General features: G+C 61.1%; 23 protein-coding genes and 3 pseudogenes. 15 read left to right on the forward strand and 11 right to left on the reverse strand.

Annotation, left to right across the window (positions count from 1 at the left end; translation table 11 throughout):
* Positions 1–780 precede the first annotated feature (780 nt).
* On the reverse strand, positions 781–1,920 hold the full coding sequence (gene repB, locus ACXJKO_RS06980) for a plasmid partitioning protein RepB (RefSeq protein WP_457090366.1): 1,140 nt from the start codon (positions 1,918–1,920) through the stop codon (positions 781–783).
* Positions 1,920–3,158 carry a plasmid partitioning protein RepA gene (gene repA, locus ACXJKO_RS06985; RefSeq protein WP_457090367.1) on the reverse strand — a complete coding sequence of 413 codons (1,239 nt, stop codon included), beginning with the start codon at positions 3,156–3,158 and terminating at the stop codon, positions 1,920–1,922. The genes repB and repA overlap by 1 nt, the downstream gene beginning before the upstream one ends.
* A gap of 930 nt (positions 3,159–4,088) precedes the next feature.
* Here repA and ACXJKO_RS06990 point away from each other — a divergent pair.
* Positions 4,089–4,346 carry a WGR domain-containing protein gene (locus ACXJKO_RS06990; protein WP_457090368.1) on the forward strand — a complete coding sequence of 86 codons (258 nt, stop codon included), beginning with the start codon at positions 4,089–4,091 and terminating at the stop codon, positions 4,344–4,346.
* Between the two features lie 127 nt (positions 4,347–4,473).
* Positions 4,474–5,567 (forward strand): annotated as a pseudogene (locus ACXJKO_RS06995) (P1 family peptidase).
* An 86-nt stretch (positions 5,568–5,653) separates the two neighbouring features.
* Here the strand turns inward: ACXJKO_RS06995 and ACXJKO_RS07000 are convergent.
* From ACXJKO_RS07000 to ACXJKO_RS07010, 3 genes and pseudogenes are all read right to left on the reverse strand, one after another.
* Positions 5,654–6,531: pseudogene (locus ACXJKO_RS07000) on the reverse strand (recombinase family protein).
* Between the two features lie 44 nt (positions 6,532–6,575).
* A complete protein-coding gene (locus ACXJKO_RS07005; RefSeq protein ID WP_457090369.1) occupies positions 6,576–6,944 on the reverse strand; it encodes a type II toxin-antitoxin system VapC family toxin in 369 nt (122 codons plus the stop codon).
* Positions 6,941–7,138, reverse strand: a complete 198-nt coding sequence (locus ACXJKO_RS07010; protein ID WP_457090370.1) for a type II toxin-antitoxin system VapB family antitoxin — start codon at positions 7,136–7,138, stop codon at positions 6,941–6,943. The genes ACXJKO_RS07005 and ACXJKO_RS07010 overlap by 4 nt, the downstream gene beginning before the upstream one ends.
* Positions 7,139–7,654: 516 nt before the next feature.
* Here ACXJKO_RS07010 and ACXJKO_RS07015 point away from each other — a divergent pair.
* From ACXJKO_RS07015 to ACXJKO_RS07025, 3 genes are all read left to right on the forward strand, one after another.
* Positions 7,655–8,815: an RHE_PE00001 family protein gene (locus tag ACXJKO_RS07015; protein ID WP_457090371.1), complete on the forward strand. Its 1,161-nt coding sequence runs from the start codon at positions 7,655–7,657 to the stop codon at positions 8,813–8,815.
* A gap of 64 nt (positions 8,816–8,879) precedes the next feature.
* Positions 8,880–10,256, forward strand: coding sequence for an MFS transporter (locus tag ACXJKO_RS07020; protein ID WP_457090372.1), 1,377 nt, complete (start codon positions 8,880–8,882; stop codon positions 10,254–10,256).
* Between the two features lie 703 nt (positions 10,257–10,959).
* Positions 10,960–11,820, forward strand: a complete 861-nt coding sequence (locus ACXJKO_RS07025; protein WP_457090373.1) for a class I SAM-dependent methyltransferase — start codon at positions 10,960–10,962, stop codon at positions 11,818–11,820.
* A gap of 88 nt (positions 11,821–11,908) precedes the next feature.
* Here ACXJKO_RS07025 and ACXJKO_RS07030 read toward each other — a convergent pair whose 3' ends face one another.
* The 4 genes from ACXJKO_RS07030 to ACXJKO_RS07045 all read right to left on the reverse strand — a co-directional run bounded on the left by ACXJKO_RS07030 (position 11,909) and on the right by ACXJKO_RS07045 (position 16,941).
* A complete protein-coding gene (locus ACXJKO_RS07030; protein WP_457090374.1) occupies positions 11,909–13,729 on the reverse strand; it encodes a PHA/PHB synthase family protein in 1,821 nt (606 codons plus the stop codon).
* 654 nt (positions 13,730–14,383) lie between these two features.
* Positions 14,384–14,674: a hypothetical protein gene (locus ACXJKO_RS07035; protein ID WP_457090375.1), complete on the reverse strand. Its 291-nt coding sequence runs from the start codon at positions 14,672–14,674 to the stop codon at positions 14,384–14,386.
* Between the two features lie 304 nt (positions 14,675–14,978).
* Positions 14,979–15,632, reverse strand: coding sequence for an OsmC family protein (locus ACXJKO_RS07040; protein ID WP_457090376.1), 654 nt, complete (start codon positions 15,630–15,632; stop codon positions 14,979–14,981).
* Positions 15,633–16,023: 391 nt separating this feature from the next.
* A complete protein-coding gene (locus ACXJKO_RS07045) occupies positions 16,024–16,941 on the reverse strand; it encodes a complex I NDUFA9 subunit family protein (protein ID WP_457090377.1) in 918 nt (305 codons plus the stop codon).
* A 218-nt stretch (positions 16,942–17,159) separates the two neighbouring features.
* Here ACXJKO_RS07045 and ACXJKO_RS07050 point away from each other — a divergent pair, with 218 nt between their 5' ends.
* From ACXJKO_RS07050 to ACXJKO_RS07065, 4 genes are all read left to right on the forward strand, one after another.
* Positions 17,160–17,351 (forward strand): hypothetical protein, encoded by a 192-nt coding sequence (locus ACXJKO_RS07050; protein WP_457090378.1) that lies wholly within the window; start codon positions 17,160–17,162, stop codon positions 17,349–17,351.
* 78 nt (positions 17,352–17,429) lie between these two features.
* A complete protein-coding gene (locus ACXJKO_RS07055; protein WP_457090379.1) occupies positions 17,430–18,017 on the forward strand; it encodes a PRC-barrel domain-containing protein in 588 nt (195 codons plus the stop codon).
* A gap of 35 nt (positions 18,018–18,052) precedes the next feature.
* Positions 18,053–18,499, forward strand: a complete 447-nt coding sequence (locus tag ACXJKO_RS07060) for a CBS domain-containing protein (RefSeq protein WP_457090380.1) — start codon at positions 18,053–18,055, stop codon at positions 18,497–18,499.
* Between the two features lie 134 nt (positions 18,500–18,633).
* Positions 18,634–18,927, forward strand: coding sequence for a hypothetical protein (locus ACXJKO_RS07065; RefSeq protein WP_457090381.1), 294 nt, complete (start codon positions 18,634–18,636; stop codon positions 18,925–18,927).
* Between the two features lie 121 nt (positions 18,928–19,048).
* Here the strand turns inward: ACXJKO_RS07065 and ACXJKO_RS07070 are convergent, their stop codons facing one another.
* Together ACXJKO_RS07070 and ACXJKO_RS07075 are read right to left on the reverse strand one after the other, a co-directional pair.
* Positions 19,049–19,711, reverse strand: coding sequence for an NAD(P)/FAD-dependent oxidoreductase (locus ACXJKO_RS07070; protein ID WP_457090382.1), 663 nt, complete (start codon positions 19,709–19,711; stop codon positions 19,049–19,051).
* A 28-nt stretch (positions 19,712–19,739) separates the two neighbouring features.
* Positions 19,740–20,081 (reverse strand): cupin domain-containing protein, encoded by a 342-nt coding sequence (locus ACXJKO_RS07075; protein ID WP_457090383.1) that lies wholly within the window; start codon positions 20,079–20,081, stop codon positions 19,740–19,742.
* Between the two features lie 420 nt (positions 20,082–20,501).
* On the opposite strand from ACXJKO_RS07075, the gene ACXJKO_RS07080 reads away from it, so the two are divergent.
* The 6 genes and pseudogenes from ACXJKO_RS07080 to ACXJKO_RS07105 all read left to right on the forward strand — a co-directional run bounded on the left by ACXJKO_RS07080 (position 20,502) and on the right by ACXJKO_RS07105 (position 23,384).
* Positions 20,502–20,999, forward strand: a complete 498-nt coding sequence (locus ACXJKO_RS07080; protein ID WP_457090384.1) for a DUF2267 domain-containing protein — start codon at positions 20,502–20,504, stop codon at positions 20,997–20,999.
* 90 nt (positions 21,000–21,089) lie between these two features.
* Positions 21,090–21,764 carry a dienelactone hydrolase family protein gene (locus ACXJKO_RS07085; RefSeq protein ID WP_457090385.1) on the forward strand — a complete coding sequence of 225 codons (675 nt, stop codon included), beginning with the start codon at positions 21,090–21,092 and terminating at the stop codon, positions 21,762–21,764.
* Between the two features lie 2 nt (positions 21,765–21,766).
* Positions 21,767–22,444, forward strand: coding sequence for a phosphoribosyltransferase (locus ACXJKO_RS07090; protein WP_457090386.1), 678 nt, complete (start codon positions 21,767–21,769; stop codon positions 22,442–22,444).
* Positions 22,441–22,647: a DUF892 family protein gene (locus tag ACXJKO_RS07095; RefSeq protein WP_457090387.1), complete on the forward strand. Its 207-nt coding sequence runs from the start codon at positions 22,441–22,443 to the stop codon at positions 22,645–22,647. The genes ACXJKO_RS07090 and ACXJKO_RS07095 overlap by 4 nt, the downstream gene beginning before the upstream one ends.
* Positions 22,565–22,885 carry a YciE/YciF ferroxidase family protein gene (locus ACXJKO_RS07100; RefSeq protein ID WP_457090388.1) on the forward strand — a complete coding sequence of 107 codons (321 nt, stop codon included), beginning with the start codon at positions 22,565–22,567 and terminating at the stop codon, positions 22,883–22,885. The genes ACXJKO_RS07095 and ACXJKO_RS07100 overlap by 83 nt, the downstream gene beginning before the upstream one ends.
* Before the next feature lie 36 nt (positions 22,886–22,921).
* Positions 22,922–23,384 (forward strand): annotated as a pseudogene (locus ACXJKO_RS07105) (YbhB/YbcL family Raf kinase inhibitor-like protein).
* Positions 23,385–23,423 lie beyond the last annotated feature (39 nt).

Here is a 23,423-nt window from a genome sequence, read left to right on the forward strand (position 1 = left end):
GGTCGATTGCGACGCTGAGCGGCGCCCTCCTGCCGCTCCGAAGGCTCAAAATGCTAGCCAACAATCGCTCGAGCGTGCATCGGCTGTGAATGATGACAGCGTAAGGGATTCTCACGCCACAAGCTTATTCCGCCCAGCTTCAGGCCCGACGCCATTCCAAAGGCTATGCTTCGGCTCAACTGTTAAGCCACTGAAACACAATCGGTTAACCGAGGCAGTGGAAGCTAAATGCCAGCTGACTACGGTCTGGAATGCGGGCACATGCTGTTTTGGTGGCTGCGTCGTGAGCCACACAGTCTGAGGTTTTTCCACCGGCGCTCATGGGAACCCGTTGAGCGGCAGCCGAGCCGCCAAAGTCCTTGTGTTTAGGCCATTTTCGCTGGTCTGAGAGAAGCCCTCCCCTCGCCAGCTGGTTAACAAAACGCCTTGAAAGACGTTTGCAAACGATCAGTTGAAGAGAATCGCAGTCATGGTACAGGAATTAAAAAAGGTAAGGCTCACTGCCCCCCTCCCCTCTTGGTCTTTTCTCGCAATAACTAGATGCTGGTGCATGGCGAAATCCACCGGCTGTAGACCATTTGAAACGCGGAATTCTCTCCGCGAGGCACTGCTTGAAAAAGGGTTGGCGTAGGAAATCTCGATAAGCGATACGCACTGTCGATACGGATCGGCGTACTCGTGCGCGGTAAGGTTCAGGAGATCTTTGCATCTGCAAAGATCTCCGAAGGTCCAAGATGGTTGCGAAGCGCAGACCCAAACCGCACCCTTAGACCTATAGAGCTACTGGTTCTTCTGAGCCTCAAATTCCCGATATATGTCTGTAAGCTTCGAAGTTAGGAAACTTGCAAACTCTGGTTCAGGCCGTTGATCAATCTGGAGAGTACACCTCGTCTCTGAGAAGACAATGCTTACAAGTCGGCGACCGTGAGGATCTTCCCATGATTGAGGTTTAGGTCGTTCCTTCTTCTGAAGACGATCAACGAGCGTGCGGAAGCGCGCATCAGAATTTAGAACCCGAACGTCGTTTTCAGCCAAGATATGTCGACCACGTTTAATGCGGGTGGCGTCTTGGAGTAAGTCCATAAGGGTCCGCCAGCGGGGCCGGCCGATCCCCGGCGCAGGTCCGATTGCTTCGATGATGTCGGGAGGGATTCGAGAGCCGACTGCGATAAGGGATGAGAGATCCCCCTCATTGACCGAGAGTGCGTCGCGAATGACCTTACGGTTGAACCCGCGGTTCCCAAGGGCGACAACGAAGCGCGCTTTTTCGATGAAGGTTAGGTCGAGGCGAGCATTGTTTTCCTGGCCTTGAGCGATGATCAGCTCTTCATCTGTCATATTTCGGACGGTGGCCCGAACCTTAATACCAAGCCTTTCAGCTGCTTTGACGCGGCGGTGGCCATAAGCGATCTGGTACCGATTAGGAGCGTTCGGATGTGGACGGACCAGAATTGGAACGAGTTGCCCCTTTTCTCTGATCTGTTCTGCGAGCTCCGTAACGGCCTCGTCAGAGCTCTCCATCCGATCCTGGATAAATGAACTATCTAGGGCCTGCGGATCAAGTTCGATGATCGTGTGGCCGGTCTCCAGCTGGTCCCTGACTGCTTTGAGCTCATTCTCGACCGCGAACGCTTCGCTGAGCTTTCCAAGTGCGCTTCCTGAGGCCCGATTGATTCCCCATTCTTTCTTAGCGGGAGCAGCGTGATGCTCGTTTGAGAGAGATGCCGCCAGTGAAGCTATGGAACCAGCTAACTGCTCTGCGTCTGTGTGGGAGGATTCTGCAATATGGATCATTGGTTTCCCACCCTCATGCCGGTCCTCAGTCACGAGATCTGGGCATTGGGACGGTACCTTATGAGCTTCAGTCTCAGACAGAGGTGTGGGCATAAGCCGACTAAGAACAGAATTCTTCTTGCTCATTATGCTCTCCCCCAAGTCTTTCGAATAAGACCTTCAATTTCGGCATTGACGTTGTTCATAGCATCGATCGCTCGGTCGTATGTTGATTTGGTGAACCGCTCGCGGGCCACCTCATAGATAGTCTGCTTATTGATCCCAGCGTCTGCGATCGCGGTGCTTTTAAGCATTGGATTCTCGAGTACTGCCTCCGGGAATAGACCCCGCAGGTATTCCACCATGCCGCTTTGTGGGCCGTCGCCTGGTTCGTAACGAGTGATGAGATACCTCATCCAGTCGTATTCGACAGTGCCGCCAAAGTTTTTGACGACACCCAGAAGGTCTGCAGTCATCGTTAGGAACTGAGACATTGACATTACGTCGAGCATTTGCGGGTGAACCGTCACCATGAGCGATGTGGACGCGCTCAGAGCTGCCAGTGTGAGGAACCCAAGTTGTGGCGGACAATCAATCACTACGACGTCATAGTCATCAGCGACTTCATTCAATGCGATCGTAAGGCGCGAGAAAAATTTGGTTTCGCCCGGTCGGCGGTTAGCGAGTGCCTTTGGAGTCTCGTGCTCGAACTCCATCAGCTCAAGATTACCTGGGATAATGTCGAGCCCAGAGATATAGGTTCGGCGGATCACCTCACTCGGGTGACGAGCTTCCTCGTCGTAGCGGATCGAGCCATAAATTGTTTCGTCTGGCCCGATGTCGAATTCGGGTTGATACCCGTGTAGCGCGGACAGGCTAGCCTGAGGATCRAGATCAATAGCCAGTACCCGATACCCGCTCAGAGCAAGATACTGTGCAAGGTGCGCCGCACTGGTTGTCTTAGCGCTGCCGCCCTTGAAGTTTACGCAGGAGATAACCTGAAGATGCTCTTTGCCAGACCGGTGCTTAATATAGCGCCTTCCACCGCGGGCATTCTCGTCGAGGTAACGGCGGAGCGCATTGATATCATCAAGAGAGTACATGCGTCTCCCGTTAGGGAGCGTCTCAGCTTCGGGGCCTTTGCCGTCTAAAGCGATTTGGCGCAGATATCCGTCATCGACGCCAATGAGCTTTGCGGCCTCTCCCGAGGTAAACTTGCGAAGAGATTTCTGCGCCACGGGAGGATACAGCGCCAGTCGCTGCTGGTGAAGCGACTCGGAGAGCTCTTTCGCGTGTCTTGAGATGTAGCTGTCGTCGACCTTTGGCTGCTGCGGGCCTGCATGTGTCTCGACCTGGGCATCCAGTTGTAGTTGAGGGACAGTCACGTCAACTCTCCTAGTTACGGAAATTCGCCGTTGGAGCGGCGTATTCCGTGAGCAAAGCCTGCGAAGTATAAACGAATGGTTAACGCAACGATGAGTTTGTCAAAAAGAATGTGAATTCCTTGCCTCTCCGATTGCCTTTGCAGGCGGGAAGGCAACTTTGCAGCTGCAAAGTTTGCTTTTTGAGACGTCTACCATACAAGACGATTCGTGAACGTAAGATGGTAAAGTTCCGATAGATTGAACGGGTCCTTGCAAGTGCAGCAAGAAGCTTAATCGGGCATCGTTCGCGCTGGCTGTCCAATCTTCACAGGCCCACCCTCCTGCTCGAAGGCATTAGGAATGGGAAGTGGCTGATGTGCGGCGTGCCGGACACCTGCAAGCGAAATAATATGTCATCTGCTCGGGTCTATTGCTCGGCTAGCTGCCATCGATCTTCGGCAACACATGAGATTTTTCACGGTGGGCTGTGAAATATGAAATGCCTGGGTAGAGCTAGGCAAGAACTTTGCAGCTGCAAAGATGCAAATTAGCTGCTCTGGCCATCATAATAGCCGGCCCCATCTTTCGAGCATTAGCAAGGCCTGAGTTTCCAGAGCAAGAACTTTGCAGCTGCAAAGAGGCGAGCGAGCAGAATGAAGCGGCTTAATTCATTGAGTGCTGTAGCCGCCGATTGCGCTCACTTACGGAAGGCTCTGCGCGATTCACTGCCCTGGCGCCGGTGCCTCGGATCACAGCGAGGAAATCAGCAGTCGTAAGTGCGCAGAGCCCCTGCCCTTTACAGCAAAACCGGAACTTCGCGGGCTGAGTTCGTCTAGGTTCGGAAGCACTGCTGATATTCCGTCGAGATCTATCACCGCCGTGAATCCAAATAGCGAAATCGATTCAGTCTTTGAATTGGACGGTTTCGAGACATGAGTGCGACATTGGAGTATGCCTCACGACAAGATCCAATATCTGGTTCTCGACCGCCGCGACCCTGGAGCCAATATGGCCCGGTTCTATGTTCTATCTATTGAAACGAGCCTATTCGGGGACACAGCTCTGATCCGCGAATGGGGCCGGATCGGAACCGCTGGGCAGCGAAAGATTGAGTTGCACGAGAGCGAAGGCAGCGCCATGGAAGCCCTTGAGGTATGGCTACGACGCAAGCAGAAGCGAGGCTACGTGCCCCGGCAGGTTGGAAGATAAGACTTTACCCGAATCCACTCCTACGATCCAATCAGCCGCCTTGGCGTGTCGATCTTCCCGTGAGTTCTTGCGCCCAAGGAAAGGGTTCAAGTCATGGCGGCACTCAAACCCAGATTGTGAGGCCGTGATGAAACGTAGAACCTTCACCCAATCCATGCTGGCCCTCTCTGCAGCCCCTCTCCTCGCCTACCCGGTGAGAACATCAGCTGCTTCGGATCCATCCTGTCCGCTGCTCATGGGGGGCGCGATTACGGATGTGCCCCGATCAAGATCGGCCAACACACCCTCACCCGTAGGCCCACCGGTTGTACGGTCATCCTTTGCGAAGACGGGGCCGTGGGTGGTGTGGATGTACGCGGCTCTGCTCCGGGCACTCGTGAAACCGACTTGCTTGACCCGACCAACGCTGTGCAACAGGTTCAAGCCGTCCTGCTCTCAGGCGGCAGTGCTTATGGACTGGAGGCCGCCACGGGCGTGATGCGCTATCTTGAAGAGCGGAAACTCGGGTTCAAGTTGCGTGCTGGCGTCGTTCCGATTGTGCCGGCCGCCATTCTCATGGATCTTGGGGTGGGTGATTTTACCATTCGGCCGGACGCTGAGGCCGGGTATCAAGCGTGCCTCGCCGCAGCAGGAGGCCCTGTGCAGGAAGGCAATGTAGGGGCAGGCGCCGGAGCAACAGTGGGCAAGATGTTCGGGTCGGCCTTCGCCATGAAGAGTGGGCTTGGAACAGCCAGTCATCGGGTCCCTGGCACGGACGTTGTTGTTGGCGCGATCGCAGCCGTGAACGCCGTCGGCGACATCTACCATCCCGATACCCGTCGGATCCTTGCTGGCGCCAGGCGGGAGAAGGGCCAAGGCTTCCGGGATACCATGGCGGCGATAATGAACGGGTACCGTGTCGTCACATCGACTGGTAGCAACACGACGATCGGCGCGGTGGCCACGAATGTTCCGTTCAGCAAGGCCGAGATGAACAAGATCGCTCAGATGGCACATGACGGCTTTGCCCGCAGCATCAATCCCGTGCACACGATGTCAGATGGTGACACAATCTTTGCTCGTCGACAGGGCAAAGATCGTGTCACCATTCGAGCCGACGTCTCAGCCATTGGGGCGATTGCTGCGACCGTGATGGCGCATGCTGTAGCTCGGGCCGTGGTTCAAGCCGAGAGTTTGATCGAGGATCAGCTTGCGGCACACAAAGACTACGTGAAGTGGTGAGCCCGACCCACTGGCTCGTTGGAACGGGGAGGGCCCACTCCCTGCCCCTTGAGCTCTACTTTTAAGAGAGACGCTTGGACAATATCCTAGATGGCCTTATGCAGTGCTAGCCCGGCTTTTCGTGCCTGGTCGAGTTGCTTCTTCACCGACGAGGCTGACCAAGTGAGGCCCCCGCGCGGTGTCCGCTCCCTTATGCGCTCGAGCTGCGCACCGATATCCCGCAGCGACAGGCTCGGATCGGTCATGGCAATGCCCGCAATCAGGGTCATGAGACGGTCCCCAGGGTTCGTGCGCGGGACAGGGCGGAAGAGGGTAGGGTCGGCCATGTGCTGGGAGACGAGCTTACCGACCGCGCGGCGCAACTGGGCCACGGTCCATGCTTGCCCGCTGTCGGCGAGCACACGCACTACGTCATCCCAAGGGTGCTGGGGGCGCATGCGCCGAACCGTTGGCATCCATCGATCCGCGCCGGCGATCACCTCATCCAGATAGACCTTTTCCCGGGCGAGGGCGATCTTCCGGATTGCGTCCGGCCGACGCTCACGCATCCCCGGGTTGCCCGGTGTTCTGCCGCGCGCTTTGGCTGCCTTGATCCCGGCCTTGGTCCGCTCCGAGATGAGGGAGCGCTCCAGCTGAGCGACCGCACCTAGCACCTGTGGGGGAGAACATGCCTTGCGGTGTCGAGGTATCAATCGGATCTTGAAGTGAACGGAAATGGGCCTTCTTGGCTTCCAGCGTCTCGATCACCTCAAGGAGATGGCTCACAGAGCGGGCGAGACGGTCGAGCCGCACCACCACCAACACCTCCCCAGGCCTGATCTCACGCATCAACCGCGCCAGGCCTGGCCGCGCGGCTCGCTCCGGAACCATGCTCCTGGTGGATTTCGGCACAACCAGCCGCTTTCAACTCGTAAATTTGGGCATCGTGCGCCTGATCCTCAGTGGACACGCGGGCGTAGCCGATTAGGCGTTTCCTGGAAGGGGAGGGGGACCATCATGTTGCGCTGGTTAGCTGAGGCCTGCGGAAAGCCAAAGTTGTGTCGCCGCTTGCCGCAGGCGCCGATCCCGAGTCCAGAGTAGGGCGGCGGGGGTAAGTCTCAATCCTGCTAAAAGGTGAGCATCGACAAATCCAATCCCAAGTCCGTAGAGTTTTTCCCGTTCGATCAGCATCATGATCTCATCGTCGCTGGCGACAGTTGCCTGGGGCAGGTCGCGCAAGGACTCCAGGATGGTCTGGCGCTGGCGAAGGCTGCCGAGGGCAAGTTCACCTGTGACAAAGGGGTGTGCCAGTACGCGCCCAGCTCCAAGAAGATCGGCTAATACGCTGTCGCCGTTCTTCAGATGGTCAATCCATGCCGAGGTATCAACGACAATCACTGAGCATCCGCCTGGCGGCGTGGGATCGACTTAAGGTCAGGCTCAGTGCCGCCGAAAAGGGCCAGCTGTCGGGCGCTCTCCCGTTCGATCAAAGCCTTCAATGCTTCGCGAACCAGAGCTGACTTCTCCTGCAGGCCAGTGAAGGCCTGCGCCTTTGCGACGAGTTCATCATCAAGAGCGATTGTTGTTCTCATGTAAGTTACTCCGCTCCAAGGCATCTCAAATAGCATCAAATGATGCTCTTATAAATGTCAACATAACGTTTTAACGGATCGAACGGCCAAGCGCCGAACTGGAACTCGTTATTGCTATGATATCATTGCGGTCCTGGCAGAAAGTGCTCTTGGACAATAACGCTAGTAGGAATTTAAGTCATTCAGTCGAGTCCTTTGTTCACTATTGGTTGTCGTCAGCAAACGATCGTTTGCAAACGTTTCTCAAGCGACTTTGTTAACGAGTCCAGTAGGGGAGGCTTCCCCACAGCTGCTAAAATGGCTTACAAGACAAAGGCTTCCGCCGCCCTTGAGCGCCTTCAATGCTCGGGATGGCAGGTCCAATCTGCTCGCGCGCAGCAGCGTTCCCGACCATACGCGGGCGCTGCTTGGCAGATCGCTGGATTGCTTTGCCCGACACCATAGTAAACCCTTGCTTCACTTCTCCGTGCCACGCTATGTCTGTTTCGATCAAGACCTTAGCGGTTGGGGGCAGGCGTGACGTTCGAGAGCAGGGCAGGGGAGTTCGATGATGCGGAGCGGCTGGCCTCGCGCTCCTACGACCTGCCGGAGCTGCCGTGGCAAGCCATCGCTGGGCGGCTCGAGGCGATCACCATCAAGGTCCTGAAGTTCGATGCCCGCCTGGAAGCCTCAGGCCTTTCCACCGGCTGGCAGTCCCGCTGCGACATGACCGAAGCCGTGCGGGCCCTGATCCTCGACGGGCACATGCTCGATGTCGGCGACCTCGTGCTCCACGATGCCGGCATGGATGTGCGCCATCCCACCCACGAGCTCACCCGGGCCGCCGCAGCCTTGCGGGCCCGGCGCACCGCGCTGGCGCGGAAGGCTCCCTGGCCCCTCTCGATCGACGGGCTCGCGGCCCTGCGCGGCATCGGGGGTCTGTCAGGCGAAGCGCCACGCCCATCCCAGGGGAAGCGCCCGAATCCGGAGGATGACGAGGCTTACCCGCCCTATGCCAATGACGCCGATCCGTGGAAGGCGCACTTGGCCGAGATCGATGCTCTCCTGGACCGCACCAACCAGGTGCTCGCTGGCGAAACTCCGCTGCCCAAGAGCCGCTCGCATCTGGTCTACGATCCGGATCAGGACGAAGCCGAGGCCGAGGACCTGTGGCTCGACGTGGTCAAGCGCACCAGCTCCTGGCCGGCGGTCGCCGCAGCCGCCGTGGCTTGGCAGGCGTGGCTTGATCTCAACCTCTACACCCGCCTGCCCTGGCTCGGGCTGATCATGGCCGCTGCCATCCTGCGGGCGAGGGGCCTGACGAGCCACCTGCTGCCGCTCGCGGCCGGGTTCAAGCAGTCGAAGTTCCGGCCGCAGGGCAGGGAAGGAGCGACCGAGAAGCTGGAGGGCTTCTGCCAGGTGCTTGAGGAGGCGCTGGCCATCGCCCACAAGGATCTCGACCGGCTCATCCTCGCCCGCGCGCTGATGCGCCGGGTGACAAAGACCTGCCGCTCCAACTCGAAGCTGCCGGAGCTGGTCGAGCTGTTTCTCTCCCGCCCGCTGGTGACGGTGCCGCTCGGCGCGAAGCTGCTCAAGGTCACACCGAAAGCTGTCGACCTCATGCTGGCGCAGCTCGGCGGTGCCCTGCCGCGCGAGCTTACCGGACGCACCCGCTACCGCGCCTGGGGCATCGTGTAAGTTCGCATCAATCTACCAGATGCACGAACACCTGCTTAGAACTGTCGATCTCCAGCACCCCATCATGCACACGACTTCCCCACGGACTTTGCCTGCCACAGGCTTCGCAGACGGCCTGCCCAATCCCGAGCGGCTCTGGGCCTTCCTGGCCATCGCCGTCGCGCTCACCATAGCGGTTCTGGACGGTGCGATCGTCAACCTGGCCCTTCCGGTATTAGCCCGTGAGCTTCAGGTGGATCCCGCCACCGCCGTCTGGGCGGTCAATGCCTACCAGCTGGTCATCACCGTCTCACTCCTGCCACTGGCCTCCCTTGGTGATGCTGTGGGCTATCGGCGAATCTACTGGGCCGGGCTCCTGGTGTTCACCCTGGCTTCGCTTGGCTGTGCCCTTGCCGGATCATTCCCAATGCTGATCCTCGCCCGTGTCCTCCAGGGATCGGGAGCGGCCGGGATCATGAGCGTCAACATTGCCCTCGTCCGCTTCATCTATCCCGCCAAGCTCTTGGGCCGAGGCCTCGGGAACACCGCTCTGGTGGTGGCGGTCTCATCAGCGGCCGGTCCCACCCTGGCCGCAGCTATCCTGTCGGTTGCGTCCTGGCCCTGGCTCTTTCTGATCAATGTGCCGCTTGGCATGTTCGCGCTCATCGTGGCCGCTCGGACGCTGCCGGAGACGCCACGATCCGCCAGACGGCTCGACGGGTGGAGCGTTCTTCTCAACGCCTTGACCTTCGGGCTGCTGATCACCGGGATCGACGGCCTCAGCACTGGCGGCCTCACCTATCCGCTGCTCGCCTTAGGCGGAGCGATCGTGGCGGGGCTTGTGTTCGTCCGCTACCAGCTCGCGCTGTCGATGCCACTACTGCCCTTGGATCTGCTGCGGCGGCCGGTGTTTGCCCTGTCGATGATGACGTCGGTCTGCTCATTCGCGACCCAGTCCCTCGCCTATCTGGCATTGCCCTTCTACTTCCACGATGAGTTGGAGCGCAGCGTCATCGAGACCGGCATGCTCATGACCCCGTGGCCGCTGGCGATTGCCGTGGCGGCTCCCCTTGCCGGCCGGCTGGCCGACCGCTTCTCACCCGGCCTGCTGGGTGGCATCGGTCTTGCCGCCCTGGCCACCGGCCTGGCCCTTCTGGCTGTGCTGCCGGACGATCCATCGAATGCGGATATCGTCTGGCGGTTGACGATCTGTGGACTGGGCTTTGGCCTGTTCCAGTCGCCGAACAACAAGGCCATCATCACCAGTGCGCCGCGGGAGCGCAGTGGCGGTGCGAGCGGCATGCAGTCCTCGGCTCGGCTGCTGGGCCAATCCCTGGGCGCAGCCCTGGCAGCAGTCCTGTTCGGCCTGGCTCTTGGTAATCCGACAGCTCTTATCCTGTGGCTGGGGGCGGGCCTGTCGGTGATCGGGGCCATCACAAGCAGCTTGCGGATCCTCAGGTGACGCAAGACAATTGGATGGTGAGGTTAGTTGTGGCAGGCGCTGGGTTGCTACTTCTCACGAGCAGAAGCGACAGTCCGGCGTCTGTCGGCTCGTTGAAGCCGATCGAAGACGGATATGATATGGATCAGCTCAATCGGCAAGTCCTTGGCGCGTCCTCGTCGTCCAGCTTCCACTTGGTCAGAACCACCGTCTTCTTTCCACTACATCAGGGGATTGGACCATCGGCTTAAAAGCCATACGTCATGGAGGATCACTCTCCAGGGGGCAGTCATCGGCAGATTGTAGGGGCAGGGCGATAGGCGTACCATGGCCCATGAGAATGCGGCCGTGCATCCGCGTCGGCGCGATATATTCCGATCGGCGCTTGCCGGTCCTGAACAGGGACAAGCGCCCCGTTGGCATCATCTCGCTGGGTGACGTCGCGGTGATACAGGGGCCATTATACCGAGACTGCTCTGAGAGGCATCTCAGAACCGGGCGGGCCGCACTCTCAGGCTGGTGGCCCTCGTCCCTGATGGCCCAGGAACTCACCTCCAAGGGGACAGGACGATACGCGTGCCCGCCTCGCCTCCGCAGAGGCTAAAGCTATGCCAGTGCAGGACCTAAATATCCGGGATCGCGCGAATGCCCGGCGGCAGCTCGCCAGGGCAGCAAGGTTCTCTCCGAGGCGGCCCTTGCCGCCATCGAGAGAGCGGGCACGGCGTTGACCATCCGCCCGAAAACCGGACGCTCTATTGCGGGTCTGGACTGCGTCGAGCAGACCTTGCTCATTCCCCTTGCCGCACGCGCGCTCGCCCGCCGACTCTTTCCCGACCAAGGCTTTGCTGATCCCGCCGCCGAAGCAATCGCCGCGCGCCTCACTTGTGACCTTACTCCGTTCGAAGCCGATCGGGACATGCTGTGGGGCTTGATCGAGCGCAGTCTGATCTTGGACCAGCTCTTACGCGACTTCCTCAACCATCACCCCGACGCTCAAGTGCTCAGCCTCGGGTCCGGCCTGTCGACCCAGTTCGAGCGGCTTGATAACGGCCGCCTTCATTGGGTGGATGTCGATCTCCCCGAGGTGATGGAGTTGCGACGCATCCTTTTCCCGCCCCACGCGCGTAGGCAGCTTGTGAGCGCCTCAGTCACCGAGGCTGGCTGGACCTCGAGACTTAGCGATCTACGTGGCCCGACGTTCGTGGTGGCCGAAGGTCTCCTGATGTATCTCGAGCCCGCGCAGGTTCTTGAACTGGCGCGCGACCTCGCAGACGTGCAAAGGGGTGCCCCGGCCGAGTTCGCCTACGACTACTACTGTGCCCAGATGGTCGGAAAGGCGTGGCTGAACGCATCCCTGCGCCGGCTCGGAGCCGAGTTCAAATGGGGTCTGGCGGGCCCGGAGGAGCTGTCGCTCGGCGAGCCGCGCTGGGGTGTGATTGGAACCTACCCGGTGATGGAGCGGCTGGGCTGGCCATACGATATTCTCTGGTCCTCGTTTCACTTTATCACGGGTGTTCGGCCTTACGGCATCGCCCATTTGCGGCTGTTGGACGACGCCTCAGGGACATGTGAGTCGAACGCTTGAAGGAAGCTCGATGCCAGTCGAGTTGGGCCGACGGCAGTCTGCCCTACGAAGTTGATCACATGAGTGGTGACGGGCCGTGATTCTGTGCTCAGCTTTTTACCCGAACATAGCTGCCCGGCGCATCCTCGATAGCAGTGAGCTTGCCCCCGCCGATCGCGCGGGCCGGAACCCGCCTCCTGTCCTGCGCCTCGCTCCAGGCCTGCCAGTCGGGCCACCACGAGCCCGGGTGCTCCTCTGCGGCTTCGAGCCAGGGTTCGAGTTCTCCCACAGGCGGCCCGTTGGTCCAGTACTGATACCGGTTCCGTGCTGGCGGGTTCACAACCCCGGCGATATGGCCCGAGCCGGCAACGACAAACCGCACAGCACCGCCAAGGAGCTGCGCCCCTAATACCACTGACCGCGCCGGTGCGATATGGTCCTCCCGAGCCGCCAAGTGATAGATCGGGATCTTCACCTTCGAGAGGTCGAGGGTGACACCGTCAATCCTCATGCGTCCCTGTGAGAGATCATTGTTGATGTAGCAGCGCCGCAGATAGAAGCTGTGGTTGGCGGCTGGAATGCGCGTCGAATCCGAGTTCCAGTACAGCAGGTCCAACGGCAGCGGGGTCTTACCCTTCATGTAAACGTCGACAATGTACGGCCAGATCAGATCATTGGAGCGCAGCAGATTGAAGGCCGCAGCCATCTTGTGACCGTCGAGATACCCGTGCCGGGCCATGTCCCTCTCGATGGCGGCAACCTGTTCTTCGTCCATGAAGACTTTCAAATCACCGGCCTGGCTGAAGTCCACCTGGGTCGTGAGGAAGCTGGCACTCTTGACGCGGCTGTCCCCTGTCGCGGCCAGATAGGCCAGCGTGGCGGCAAGCAGGGTTCCGCCGACGCAGTAGCCCAGCGCATGGATCGCCCGCTCACCCGTGGCACGCTCGACCGCGGCCAGCGCCTCCAGGATGCCCTCGCGCATGTAGTCCTCAAAGGACTTGCTGGCGAGCTCCCTGGTGGGGTTGACCCAGGAGATCATGAACACTGTCTGGCCCTGGTCCACCGCCCATTTGACAAACGACTTCTCCGGGCTGAGGTCGAGGATGTAGTACTTGTTGATCCACGGTGGCACGATCAGGAGCGGGCGCTTCAGGACCTGCTCTGTTGTGGGCTCGTACTGGATCAGCTGCATCACAGCATTCTGGTAGATCACCCTGCCGGGGGTGATCGCCAGGTTCTGGCCGATCTCGAACTTGGTCGCGTCGGTCTGCCGAATCTTGAGGTGACCGCTGCCGCGCTCGATGTCTTCGGCGAGGAGCTGCATGCCCCGCACCAAGTTCTCACCATCGGACGCGAACGTCTCGTGCAGCAGCTCCGGGTTCGTGAACACCCAGTTCGAGGGCGCAATCGCATTGATGATCTGCGTCAGGTAGAAGCGAGCCTTGTTCCGGGTGTGGGGATCGAGCTCTTCGGCCGAATTGACCAGGGATTCGGCCCAGTGCGAGGTGATCAGGTAGGATTGCCGCAGCAGATCGAAATAGGGGTTTTCGGACCAGGCCGGATGCGTGAACCGGGGATCTTCGGGCAGCGAGACGGCAAGGGGCCTTGCGTCGCCGTTCTCCAGTCCCATGAACCGGCGCATCGAGGAATGCCACAACTCCAAACAGTTATTCCAAAGTACAATTTGGGCTTCCAACACCTTGTGGGGCTGTTGCAGCCAGGCTTGTTGGAGTTGAGACAGTGCCTTGAGAGCTGGAGCGAGATCATCGTGCAGGGTGAAATGCGTCAGATTGATCGCATGGGGCTGCAGAAAGACTGCGGCTGCCTTGCCCGCTTCCTCACTCAGCCGTGTCATGTTGCGTGCAAAACGCTGCGGGTTTCTGACTTCGAAGCCGAGGGTTCGTGCCGCCTCAAATTGTTCCTGGCCCATTCTGAAGCCTCAAGGTACAGGCTGTCACTGCCTTACCGCAGGACGAGATCCAAGTTAATAATACCACAATTCCTGCTGTAAAATATCAAACTTGAATAAACAGACAGTGTCCGAGCGTGTTCATCCCAGCCCCATGACCAATCGCTATAGGCTCGGCCATGCCGGCAGGCCTGCGCCTCTGGCGCACCGCTCCCTGGCTCCCTGGCTATGAGGCTTGAGTGCCTCTGTCGACCTCTGCCAGCCGCTGACCTTCCGTGCTCTGGTGAGGATCGAAATGTAGTGCAGTTCAGGTGGCGGCCTCGAACCGCTTCCTGAGAGCTCCGTACCCGCCGTGCTGGTACGTGCCACTTGGATAGAGGGATCGTCTTGGATGTCGAGGCACTTGGACGTTCCATCCGCCGCGAGCAGCCCTCTCTGACGCCCATAGAAAGCCTCAAACCGCAGACTGACCACAGGTGCGTAACTCATCACAGTCGGAGGGCGGCTCTAAGCCGTTGCGCGGATGGGACGCCACACGGATGCTTGCAGAACGGGCAATGAGGCCGCAAAACGTGCAGCTATGCCGCAAGCCCGAGATTGAAGACCACGCATAATCAGGTAGAACTATGTGGTCCTTCGTTGGTGGCGGAGGCGCCTATGATCTCCTTTGAAGACTTAATCGGCTTCTGCGATCTCACGCCTGAGGAGGTCCAAGTTGTGGCCGAGCACAAGCATGTCTCCCAGGCCGCTGCTGCCGTGCTTGGCAATTACCTGCTCCAGAGCCAGAGCGGCTGCGAACAGATCCGGGACATGCTGGTAGATGAGCTTCGGATGGCCGTTCGGCAACACGATGTTCCTCATGCGCGGCAGCTTGTCTCGACGCTGCGACACTTCCTGCACGAGCACCCGAATGCGGCGTTCCGCGATGCTGCGTGACTCACCGTAAAGGGGTGTGGAATGGACCATGGCGTTGCCCCAACCGCGGGCGGATAGCCGCTGCTGTCGACTCCGACCAACTCACCTCGGTAGCCCAGATGCTTTGCGATGGCGGCCCCGATCTCGGCGACACTCAGGGCGGTCGGATCGGCCACGTTCAGAATCCGAGTGCCCGGATTGTTCAGCGTTGTGCGGACAAGCACTGCGATGTTGGCAACGGATGAGGTGTGAAAGCGGCTTGTCCCGCCATAAGCCAACGGGATCATTGAACACTAATTAATGCGGCTCATGTAAGCACTTGTCCTGATGCATCCGCAGATCAGGCCCCGGCAGGTTAACGCGCTCGAAGCTCTGACGGTGCCAGAGTGTTATCTGCGTGCTCGACTAAATGGGTGAGCGCGTTGATGTGGAGGGGACTTCCTGCTCCAGTCATCCGGATCCAGCCGGGAGGGTCGCTTGCCGGGAAGCTCTGGTCAGAGTCGCGGTCGACCGGATCATAGCTCTCATCGGGGGCGTGTGCGGCCAAGGTCGTGACGATGTCGATCCCCGAGGTGAGCATGCCAACCAGCGGGCACATGTCTGCAACTTTGAGGAGGAGGTCACGTTGGGTATCCGAAAGTGGCCCGACAAGATCAACGCTTCGCTCGATGCGGTCGGAGATCTTTCCCGACGGTTGCCCGTCCGCACCTCTCGGGTGAGTTTGAGAATGGGTGAGGCGCACAACGACTTGTTCGAGAGGCCACGCCTTACGCCGCGCGAAGGCTCCCACGCTCATTGACGTACACGCCCCGAGCGCCGCCAGAAGGTACTGATAGGGATCAGGGCCGGCGGCTTGTCCGCCAGCGCCCAAGGGCTGATCGGCGTGCAGGGTATGGTCACCGGCGAAGATCACTTGTCCGAATGCAGTATGCTCCAAGTTCGTGACGATGGCCGTATTGCTGCTGCCTTCTGCCTCGCGCTCGAGAGGGCCAAGTGGAGTGATCTGCATCTGCGATCTCCCTCAATGCGAACGCATCACTTCGATACTTCTAACTGTGAGCGGTCTCGACAACATGCCTGATTAAAGCACTATACCACTTCTCGCAGTCGCGCGCCCATGTTTGGGCAGCCGCTGCAAGAGATCGCTGGCAGGCGCTGGTCTCGGCCAAGAAGCGCACCAGTCTCAGGACGTGATCGAGACGTTGGGGCGGGACCGGCCGGCGCATAGAGCGCGGCCCTCTGTGCATGAGCTTGCACCAATCCACCTGCCTCGCAATGCCCGCACCTACGCGAGTTTCAGTCATCAGCTCCGGCCGGGGCGCCAGATCGACAGGATGGTCCAGAGGCTTCAGTAAGCCTGTGCACGGATATGAGGGTCTGCCTTGTTTAGGCCTGAGACGTCAGCCCCGTCCTACCTGTCGATACGCCGCGAGATACTCAGGGACGATCGTCTCGAGCGCTTGGGGCTTGACACCAAGGTCACCAAGCGTCGGCTCGGAGCCGCTGACCACCTTGTGCGTTCTCAGCAGCCGGACCTGATCGCGGGTGAACGGCGCATCGGGAAACACTTGCAGCAGCCCGCCCAACACTTCGGCGGCCCAGAACGGTATGGGCACCAGCAGTGGTCGGGCGCTGATCGTGGCACAGATAAACGCGAGCAGCTCTTCGAAGGTATAGACCCGGGGGCCGCCGAATTCGTAGGTCTGGCCGCGGCTGGCGGGGTTCGCAAGAATGGCACCAACTCCCGCCACCACATCCTCGACATAGACGGGCTGAAACTTCGTTTGGCCGCCGCCAATCAGCGGCAGCGCCGGCCGCCGTCGCGCCAGCGTGGCGAAGCCGTTGAAAAAGTGATCGTCCGGTCCAAAGACCAAGCTGGGCCGGATAATCGTCACCTCGGGAAAAGCGGCGCGCACCGCCTCTTCGCCGGCCGCCTTGGAGCGGTCCGCCAGCGCGGGTGCGGTGCGGCTGGCCCCGAGCGCCGAGATGTGAACGAGCTGCGTGACGCCCAAGTGCTTGGCAGTGGCGGCCACACGGCGAGCCCCGTCCTCATGGATGGCCGTGAAGGTTTGCGGTCCCGCCTGCGAAAGAATGCCGACCAGATTGATGACCGTGTCGGCTCCTTGGATCGCAGCCTGCACAGCCGCATCATCGAGAATGTCGGCCTCAACCAGTTGGGCCTGGGCCAGCCTTGGCGGCTCTGCTTTGGTGAGCGGATGGCGCGCTGCGATCCGCACGGACACTCCCGCCCTGGCGAGATGCTCGACCAGATGCCGACCGATAAAACCCGACCCGCCGAAGACCGTGACGTGCTGCATCGCTGCCGCTGTGCCCTACCCGGATCAATGCGAACCTATCGGCCTCAGTTCTGAGTAACCTGGCCCTTTGCTCGCGGATAGCAGAGTCTCTCTGCGCGTTTGATCGAATATTCTATCGATGTGAAGGTCGGTAAATGGGCGGAGGCTGGTTGAGGCGCGTAAGGCTTTTTTGATCGGACTGGGCAGAAGCGTCTTGAGCAACCGGATCAACGTCGCCGGTGAAGAGAGCCCATCGGGCTGGTGCCGGCTTAGAGACGGCTCTTGCACTGGCCCAGGAAGCCGAGTTCGACGTCGCCGTTCTCGATCTGAACGGAATGCTCAGCTATCCCGTCGCCGAGGTGATCTGCGGCCGCAGAATCCCATCATCTTCGCAACCGGGTACGGTGGGGCTGGACTGCGACCGGACCTGAAGGACCAGCCCCTGCGTTATCATTTCGATCATGAGGCAAGGCCCAGAGGCGATCCATCCCAGTGAAAGGGAGGTGCTCATGAGACGAGCAACGTATTACGTGTTCCACTCGGCAAGTGCCCCTGACCTGGGTGGCATCACCGACGATCCGGCCGGGACGACGCTCCCCGCCTCGGACGGGCCTTGGACCCTTGAGCAGCAGATCGCTCCGGACGAGCCTTGGTCCCTCGACGTAAACCAATCCGTCGTGGAGTTCGGGATCGTGGAGAATGGCTTCTATCTCTGGGGCCCGATCCCCCAGCACGCGTCATCCAAACCCGTCATCGAAAGCGACCGGGTCGAGGGCACGGCGGTATTCGACCTTCAGGGGCACCGGATCGGCACCATCAAGCGGCTGCTGATCGAGAAGGTGAGCGGCCGGATGGTCTACGTCGATGTGACCTTCGGCGGTTTCCTGGGACTTGGGGTCCATCATCACACCATCCCCTGGGGGAAGCTCTCCTATGACACAGGGCTTCACGGCTATCGCACCGACATCACCGAAGAGCAGATCCGCGGCGCTCCTGCCTTCTACAGCGATGACCAAGTCTGGCCCGACAAGAAACGCGAGCAGGAGATGTGGGACTACTGGCGCGACGTGCCCAGAGGCCTGTCTGAACCGCCGTAACCAAGCCTGACAGAGGCACTCAAGAGGAGGAGCTCATGAAAGTCAGTGAAGTCATGACACGGGACGTTCAGCTGATCGAGCCGACCCAGACCATCCGGGATGCGGCGAAGCTGATGGCCGAGATGGATGCCGGCATCATGCCAATCCGTGAGGGTGATCGGCTGGTCGGCATGATCACCGACCGGGATATCGTGGTTCGTGCCGTGGCCGAAGGCAAGGGACCCGACACCTCCATCCGCGAGGTGATGACCGAGGAAGTGAAGTATTGCTACGAGGACGACGACACCGAGGATGTGGCCCGCAACATGGCCGACATTCAGGTCCGCCGCCTGCCGGTACTCACCCGGGAAAAGCGCTTGGTGGGCATCATCTCGTTGGGTGATATGGCCATGTCGAATAGCTCCAGCCGGGTCGGCGAGGCTGTGGCGGGCATCTCGCAGCCGGGCGGTGAGCATAGCCAGACCAGCGGATCCCGGACCTGAGTTGGTAGGCGGAGAGGAGCCGTCATAGGGCCTCTCCCCGGTGATCTGATGACGTCCGAGGGACAGGCTGGCTTTGGGATAATGCCGTGCGGCGTCTCGTCTTCGACGCGACGGTGCGGCCTAGGAGATGCTTCATGATCTGGTCCCGCAGGACCATCGTCCCGGGCGAGTGGAACGAGGTCCAGGATCAGTTCGAGAGCCTGTTCGTGAAGCTCGGTTGTCCGGGTCAGATGATGCTGGTGGCCACTACCGGCCCCGATCCACCCATTCTCTTTGCCAGCCTGCCCAACCCAGGCCTTCTGAACGCATTGGCAGGCTTCGAGCGGATCGATGACGGCGAGCTCCCGGCCGAAGCCTCGCTTCTCGTCGGCCATAACCACGCGTTTGAGAAGCACTTCACATATCCGAAGTGTAAGCCAGCCGGCTAAGACGGACGCGGGTCGAGCCGGAGGTTCGCCGTCCAGTAGCTGAGGTTAGTGCTTGGTGTCCGTCCGCGCCTCGACGATCTCGCTCACCGCCCATCTCGTGGACTGGGCCGTCACACCCCCTTTAGGCTTCTCTTTCTTCGGCTTCTTGGCTTCCCGATTCCCATGCTGTTCGCGGTGTGCCATGACCTTCTCCTTTGACGGCCCAGGATTGTCTCAGGGGCTCAGCGGTTCGCGCCACTCGAGGATACCACACCGGCCTGGTGCAATCTCGCCCCGGAGGGGCCGCCCCTGGTTGGGGCAGGGGTGCTTGGTCGAGAACCTCAGCATCAAAGCCTAGGATCCGGGCCGCCTCGGCTTCCTGCCGGATCTCGTCCGCCCGTTGTGGATCGCAGGTGTAGGTGTAGGCGGCCTTGCGCTCATAGTGGCACTCGATGCCGAGCGTCTCGATCCAGGTGCAGATCCGTTCGACGGCGGCGCGATTGGCTTCGGCGTAGAGCATCGCTATGTCCTGACCGACGGTATCGATCAGGTGCCGGTAGACCAGGCTGTGCTGCGTCGTGATCTTGGCTGTCGAGCGCCCAGTCACCTGAGCGCCGACACGGCGCGCCTCCAGAACGACAACCGATTTGCCGGCCTCGTAAAGGGACAGGGCTGTCGTCAGCCCGACAATCCCGGCGCCGACGATCACCACATCACAGTCCTGCGAGCCGGTCAGGCTGGAGAAGCTTGCCTTCGGGGCTGTTGCAACCCAGCAGGAGTCATTGCGTCCGGGGAGTGCGGCCATCAAGTTCTCCAGCTTGCCGATTGTTGTATCAGGATTGCTCGCGGCTATGCACCTGAGCCGGCGGAGCCGTGGCCTCAACCGCCGTGAAGGTCTTTAGGATGCGGTAGGTGTGCTCGGCTCCGGCTGGGACGACCCACGAGTCGCCCGGCTCCAGCCGCACCGTCTGCCCCTCGATCTCCAGCTCGGCCCGTCCCGCGATCACGTAGCCGACCACCTCATAGTCGTGCTTGTGCGAGGGCTTGTTCTGGGTCGGCTCCTCATCGCGCCAGAGTCGCATCGAGACCCGCTTGCCCGAGGCGAGGTAGACTTGGCCTTGCTCACCAGCGGGAGAGTGGGTGCTGCTCACCTTCTTGACGGTCGTGTCAGTCATCCGCTCCTCCTGTCCCTTGCTGGGAAACGGTCCAGCACCTGCCGCGTTCCCCGTAGGCCGCTTGCGTCGACAGTCGTGAGGCCAAGTGACGGGCGGAGGAGTGCGCCGAGAGCGTGTCTGCCGTGTGGCACGTCCAGAACAACCTGCGCATCCGTCAAGGCACGACCCCGGGCTACCACCACCGGAACCACAGGCAGCATTGGCGTCGGCAGCACCATCGGCGCGGCCGGCATGGGCCTGAGTGGCGAGCGGGGTGGCACGACCAACACAAGCCGCCGCAAGGTTGGAGCGCCGACCTGAGATCATTCACAGGTGGCGCAGCTGAGCTGCGCCACCTCCCTCTTAGGTTGAGTGACCCCGGAACTCCCGGAATCGCCATGAGTTCCTTTCGCGAGCATTCGCAGTCTCGGGAGGTTTCCCATGAGCGCGACAGGTCTCGATGTCTTCGACAAGACGCTGCAAACCACCCACATCTGGCTCGACGAACTGATGCAGGACGAGTCGATTGGCCCTGACCGGCAGGTCGCCTGGCACGTGCTCGGGGTGGTCCTGCGTGCCATCCGCGACCGCATTCCGCTGGAACCGGCCGTGCATCTCGGCTCGCAGCTGCCGCTGCTGGTGCGGGGCATCTACTATGATCAGTGGCACGCGCCCGGCCGGATAGCCGAGAAGCCCCGCTCGCTCGACGCGTTCCTCGCACCCATCGGCGAACGGCTGAACCAGATCCGCCCCATGGATGCACGCGTGGCGACCGGGGCCGTGTTCACGGTTCTGGCGCGTCATGTGGACCCGGGGCAGGCCGAGAAGGTCAGGCAAGCCCTTCCGGGCGAGGTGCAGACCCTCTGGCCCGCGGCCCACACCTGGGTGGAGGTGGAACGCGACCGTGCAGAAGGCGGCGACGTGGCAGCCAGCGGTTAAGGCCGCTTCCGCTGGCCGCATGCCTGACCGGACGAACTCGCACCGGGTTTTGCGACGACCGGGTTCAAGCCCGGAACTGGAGAAGATGTCATGGCGGGCAGGCGAGACCAGCCACTGGGCCATCGACACCATCGGCCGGAGGTCGAGGTCTCGATTGCGCCGCTCGGCCTGCCGGGAACGCTGGTCCATCCGGCTGGCGGGCAGGGTATCGTGCTGTTCGCCCACGGCAGCGGCAGCAGCCGCCTGAGTCCGCGCAACCGCCTGGTGGCCGAACGGCTTCAACGGAGCGGGCTCGGCACGCTGCTGTTCGACCTGCTGCAACCAGAGGAGGCAGACAACCGCACTAACGTGTTCGACATCAGCTTGCTCTCCGAGCGGCTGGCGTTGGCCACGGATTGGGTGTGCTCCCAGGAACTGCGGGACGTGCCCATCGGCTACTTCGGCGCCAGCACGGGCGCGGCCGCGGCTCTGGTGGCGGAGACCCTGACCCGGCATCGGATCGCTGCCGTCGTGTCCCGCGGCGGCCGCCCGGATCTGGCGGGTGTCGCGCTCCCGCGCGTCCGGGCGCCAACGCTCCTGATCGTTGGCGGAGTCGATCACGGGGTGATCGAGCTGAACGAGGAGGCGCTGACCCATCTCACCTGCGAGAAGCACCTGGCGGTTGTGCCCGGGACCGGGCACCTGTTCGAGGAGCCCGGCACGCTCGATCAGGTGGTGACCTTGGCGCGTGATTGGTTCGTCCCGCGCCTGGGCCAGGGAGGTTGAACATGCAGCCGGATGATCTGAGCTTTCGGAACCGAGCCGAGGCCGGACGCCAACTCGTTCCGCGTCTGATGGCCTATGCGGATCAGAACCCGGTAATCTTGGCCTTGCCGCGTGGCGGCGTACCAGTGGCATTCGAGGTCGCCCAGGCTCTGCGGGCACCGCTCGACCTCATCTTCGTACGCAAGATCGGGGCTCCCGGCCATGCCGAATTCGGCCTGGGTGCGGTGGTCGATGGCGCCCATCCCCAGGTCGTGCTCAATGAAGAGGCTCTTGGCCACGTCAAAGTACCGCCGGGTTACATCGAAGACGAAACCCAACGGCAGCTGAAGGAGATCGAGCGGCGGCGCGAGCACTATCTGGCGGGTAAGTCACCAATTAATGTGGCGGGCCGGGTTGCCATTGTGGTCGATGACGGCATCGCCACGGGCAGCACCGTGCGGGCAGCCTTGAAAGGCCTGTCCCGCGCCCGGCCGGCCCGGCTCATCCTGGCCGTGCCGGTCGCGCCACAGGACACCCTCGCGCGCCTCGCGAGCGAAGCCGACGAGGTGGTGTGCCTGATGACGCCGGAGCCGTTCTATGCCGTCAGCGAACACTACGATGACTTCTCTCAAACCTCGGACCGGGAGGTCATGAGGCTTCTGGACGAGGCCCAACGCTGGAACAGGGAGGATGTCCCATGAACATCACCAGTCTTCGGGACCTGTACATTGCCGAGCTCCAGGAAATCCGCAGCGTCGAGGAGCAGCTCGTTGAAGCCCTGCCAAAGATGGCCGATGTGGCAGGCCATACAGCAAGCCCGCGTGGAGGAGATCCTGCGCCGGCACAGTACCGAGCCGCGCGAGCACGTCGACCAGGCCATGCAGGCGATGCTGCAGGAAGCTGAGAAGTGGGCCAACATGGTGCAGGACCGTGATCTGCGCGATGCCGGCATCATCGCCTCAGCGCAGCGGGTCGAGCACTACGAGATTGCGGTGTACGGCTCGCTCGCCACCTGGGCCAAGCAGCTCGGGCTGGAGGATGATCTGCAGGCGCTGCTCGCCATTCTGGAGGAGAAGCGTACGGACGAGAGATTGAGCAGGCCCGCCAAGCGCGTGGTCAATCCGGATGCCGCCGCAACTTAGAGCGCAAGGTCTCAGCATGAGCGGAGGAGGAAAGCCATGCCGCTTACCATCACCAGTCCGGCCTTCAAGCACGGCGAGGTCATCCCGACCCGGCACACCCGTGACGGCGACAACCTCTCGCCTCCGCTGGAGTGGCGGGATGCGCCTCCCGAAACCAAGAGCTTCGTGTTGATCGTCGAGGATCCCGACGCGCCGTCGGGCACGTTCCGGCATTGGGTGTTGTATAACATCCCAGCTGGCGAAACCGGCCTGCTGGAAGGAGCGTCCGCTCAGGGACTCCGCGGGGCAGGGGAGGGTGTGAACGGGTTCCCGGAACACCCGCTATGATGGACCCCAGCCGCCGAAGGGCCATGGGCCGCACCACTATCATTTCCGGCTCGCCGCTCTCGATGCGGAGCGGCTCGACATGCCGGCGTCGGCGAAGGCCGAGGACATCTGGGCGAAGGCGCTGCCCCACATCATTGCCGAGGCGGAGGTGGTTGGCACGTACGAGCGGTAAGGCTGATGACGAGCCAAGTTGTTGTAGGTCCTGCGAGAG

The organism is Microvirga sp. P5_D2 (genome assembly GCF_054049475.1).

Excerpts from the sequence above, each read along its gene's own strand:
- repB (WP_457090366.1), bottom strand. The coding sequence starts at position 1,920 with ATGAGCAAGAAGAATTCTGTTCTTAGTCGGCTTATGCCCACACCTCTG.
- ACXJKO_RS06990 (WP_457090368.1), top strand. The coding sequence starts at position 4,089 with ATGCCTCACGACAAGATCCAATATCTGGTTCTCGACCGCCGCGACCCT.
- ACXJKO_RS07010 (WP_457090370.1), bottom strand. The coding sequence starts at position 7,138 with ATGAGAACAACAATCGCTCTTGATGATGAACTCGTCGCAAAGGCGCAG.
- ACXJKO_RS07020 (WP_457090372.1), top strand. The coding sequence starts at position 8,880 with ATGCACACGACTTCCCCACGGACTTTGCCTGCCACAGGCTTCGCAGAC.
- ACXJKO_RS07030 (WP_457090374.1), bottom strand. The coding sequence starts at position 13,729 with ATGGGCCAGGAACAATTTGAGGCGGCACGAACCCTCGGCTTCGAAGTC.
- ACXJKO_RS07035 (WP_457090375.1), bottom strand. The coding sequence starts at position 14,674 with ATGGTCCATTCCACACCCCTTTACGGTGAGTCACGCAGCATCGCGGAA.
- ACXJKO_RS07040 (WP_457090376.1), bottom strand. The coding sequence starts at position 15,632 with ATGCAGATCACTCCACTTGGCCCTCTCGAGCGCGAGGCAGAAGGCAGC.
- ACXJKO_RS07045 (WP_457090377.1), bottom strand. The coding sequence starts at position 16,941 with ATGCAGCACGTCACGGTCTTCGGCGGGTCGGGTTTTATCGGTCGGCAT.
- ACXJKO_RS07055 (WP_457090379.1), top strand. The coding sequence starts at position 17,430 with ATGAGACGAGCAACGTATTACGTGTTCCACTCGGCAAGTGCCCCTGAC.
- ACXJKO_RS07060 (WP_457090380.1), top strand. The coding sequence starts at position 18,053 with ATGAAAGTCAGTGAAGTCATGACACGGGACGTTCAGCTGATCGAGCCG.
- ACXJKO_RS07065 (WP_457090381.1), top strand. The coding sequence starts at position 18,634 with ATGATCTGGTCCCGCAGGACCATCGTCCCGGGCGAGTGGAACGAGGTC.
- ACXJKO_RS07070 (WP_457090382.1), bottom strand. The coding sequence starts at position 19,711 with ATGGCCGCACTCCCCGGACGCAATGACTCCTGCTGGGTTGCAACAGCC.
- ACXJKO_RS07075 (WP_457090383.1), bottom strand. The coding sequence starts at position 20,081 with ATGACTGACACGACCGTCAAGAAGGTGAGCAGCACCCACTCTCCCGCT.
- ACXJKO_RS07080 (WP_457090384.1), top strand. The coding sequence starts at position 20,502 with ATGAGCGCGACAGGTCTCGATGTCTTCGACAAGACGCTGCAAACCACC.
- ACXJKO_RS07085 (WP_457090385.1), top strand. The coding sequence starts at position 21,090 with ATGGCGGGCAGGCGAGACCAGCCACTGGGCCATCGACACCATCGGCCG.
- ACXJKO_RS07090 (WP_457090386.1), top strand. The coding sequence starts at position 21,767 with ATGCAGCCGGATGATCTGAGCTTTCGGAACCGAGCCGAGGCCGGACGC.
- ACXJKO_RS07095 (WP_457090387.1), top strand. The coding sequence starts at position 22,441 with ATGAACATCACCAGTCTTCGGGACCTGTACATTGCCGAGCTCCAGGAA.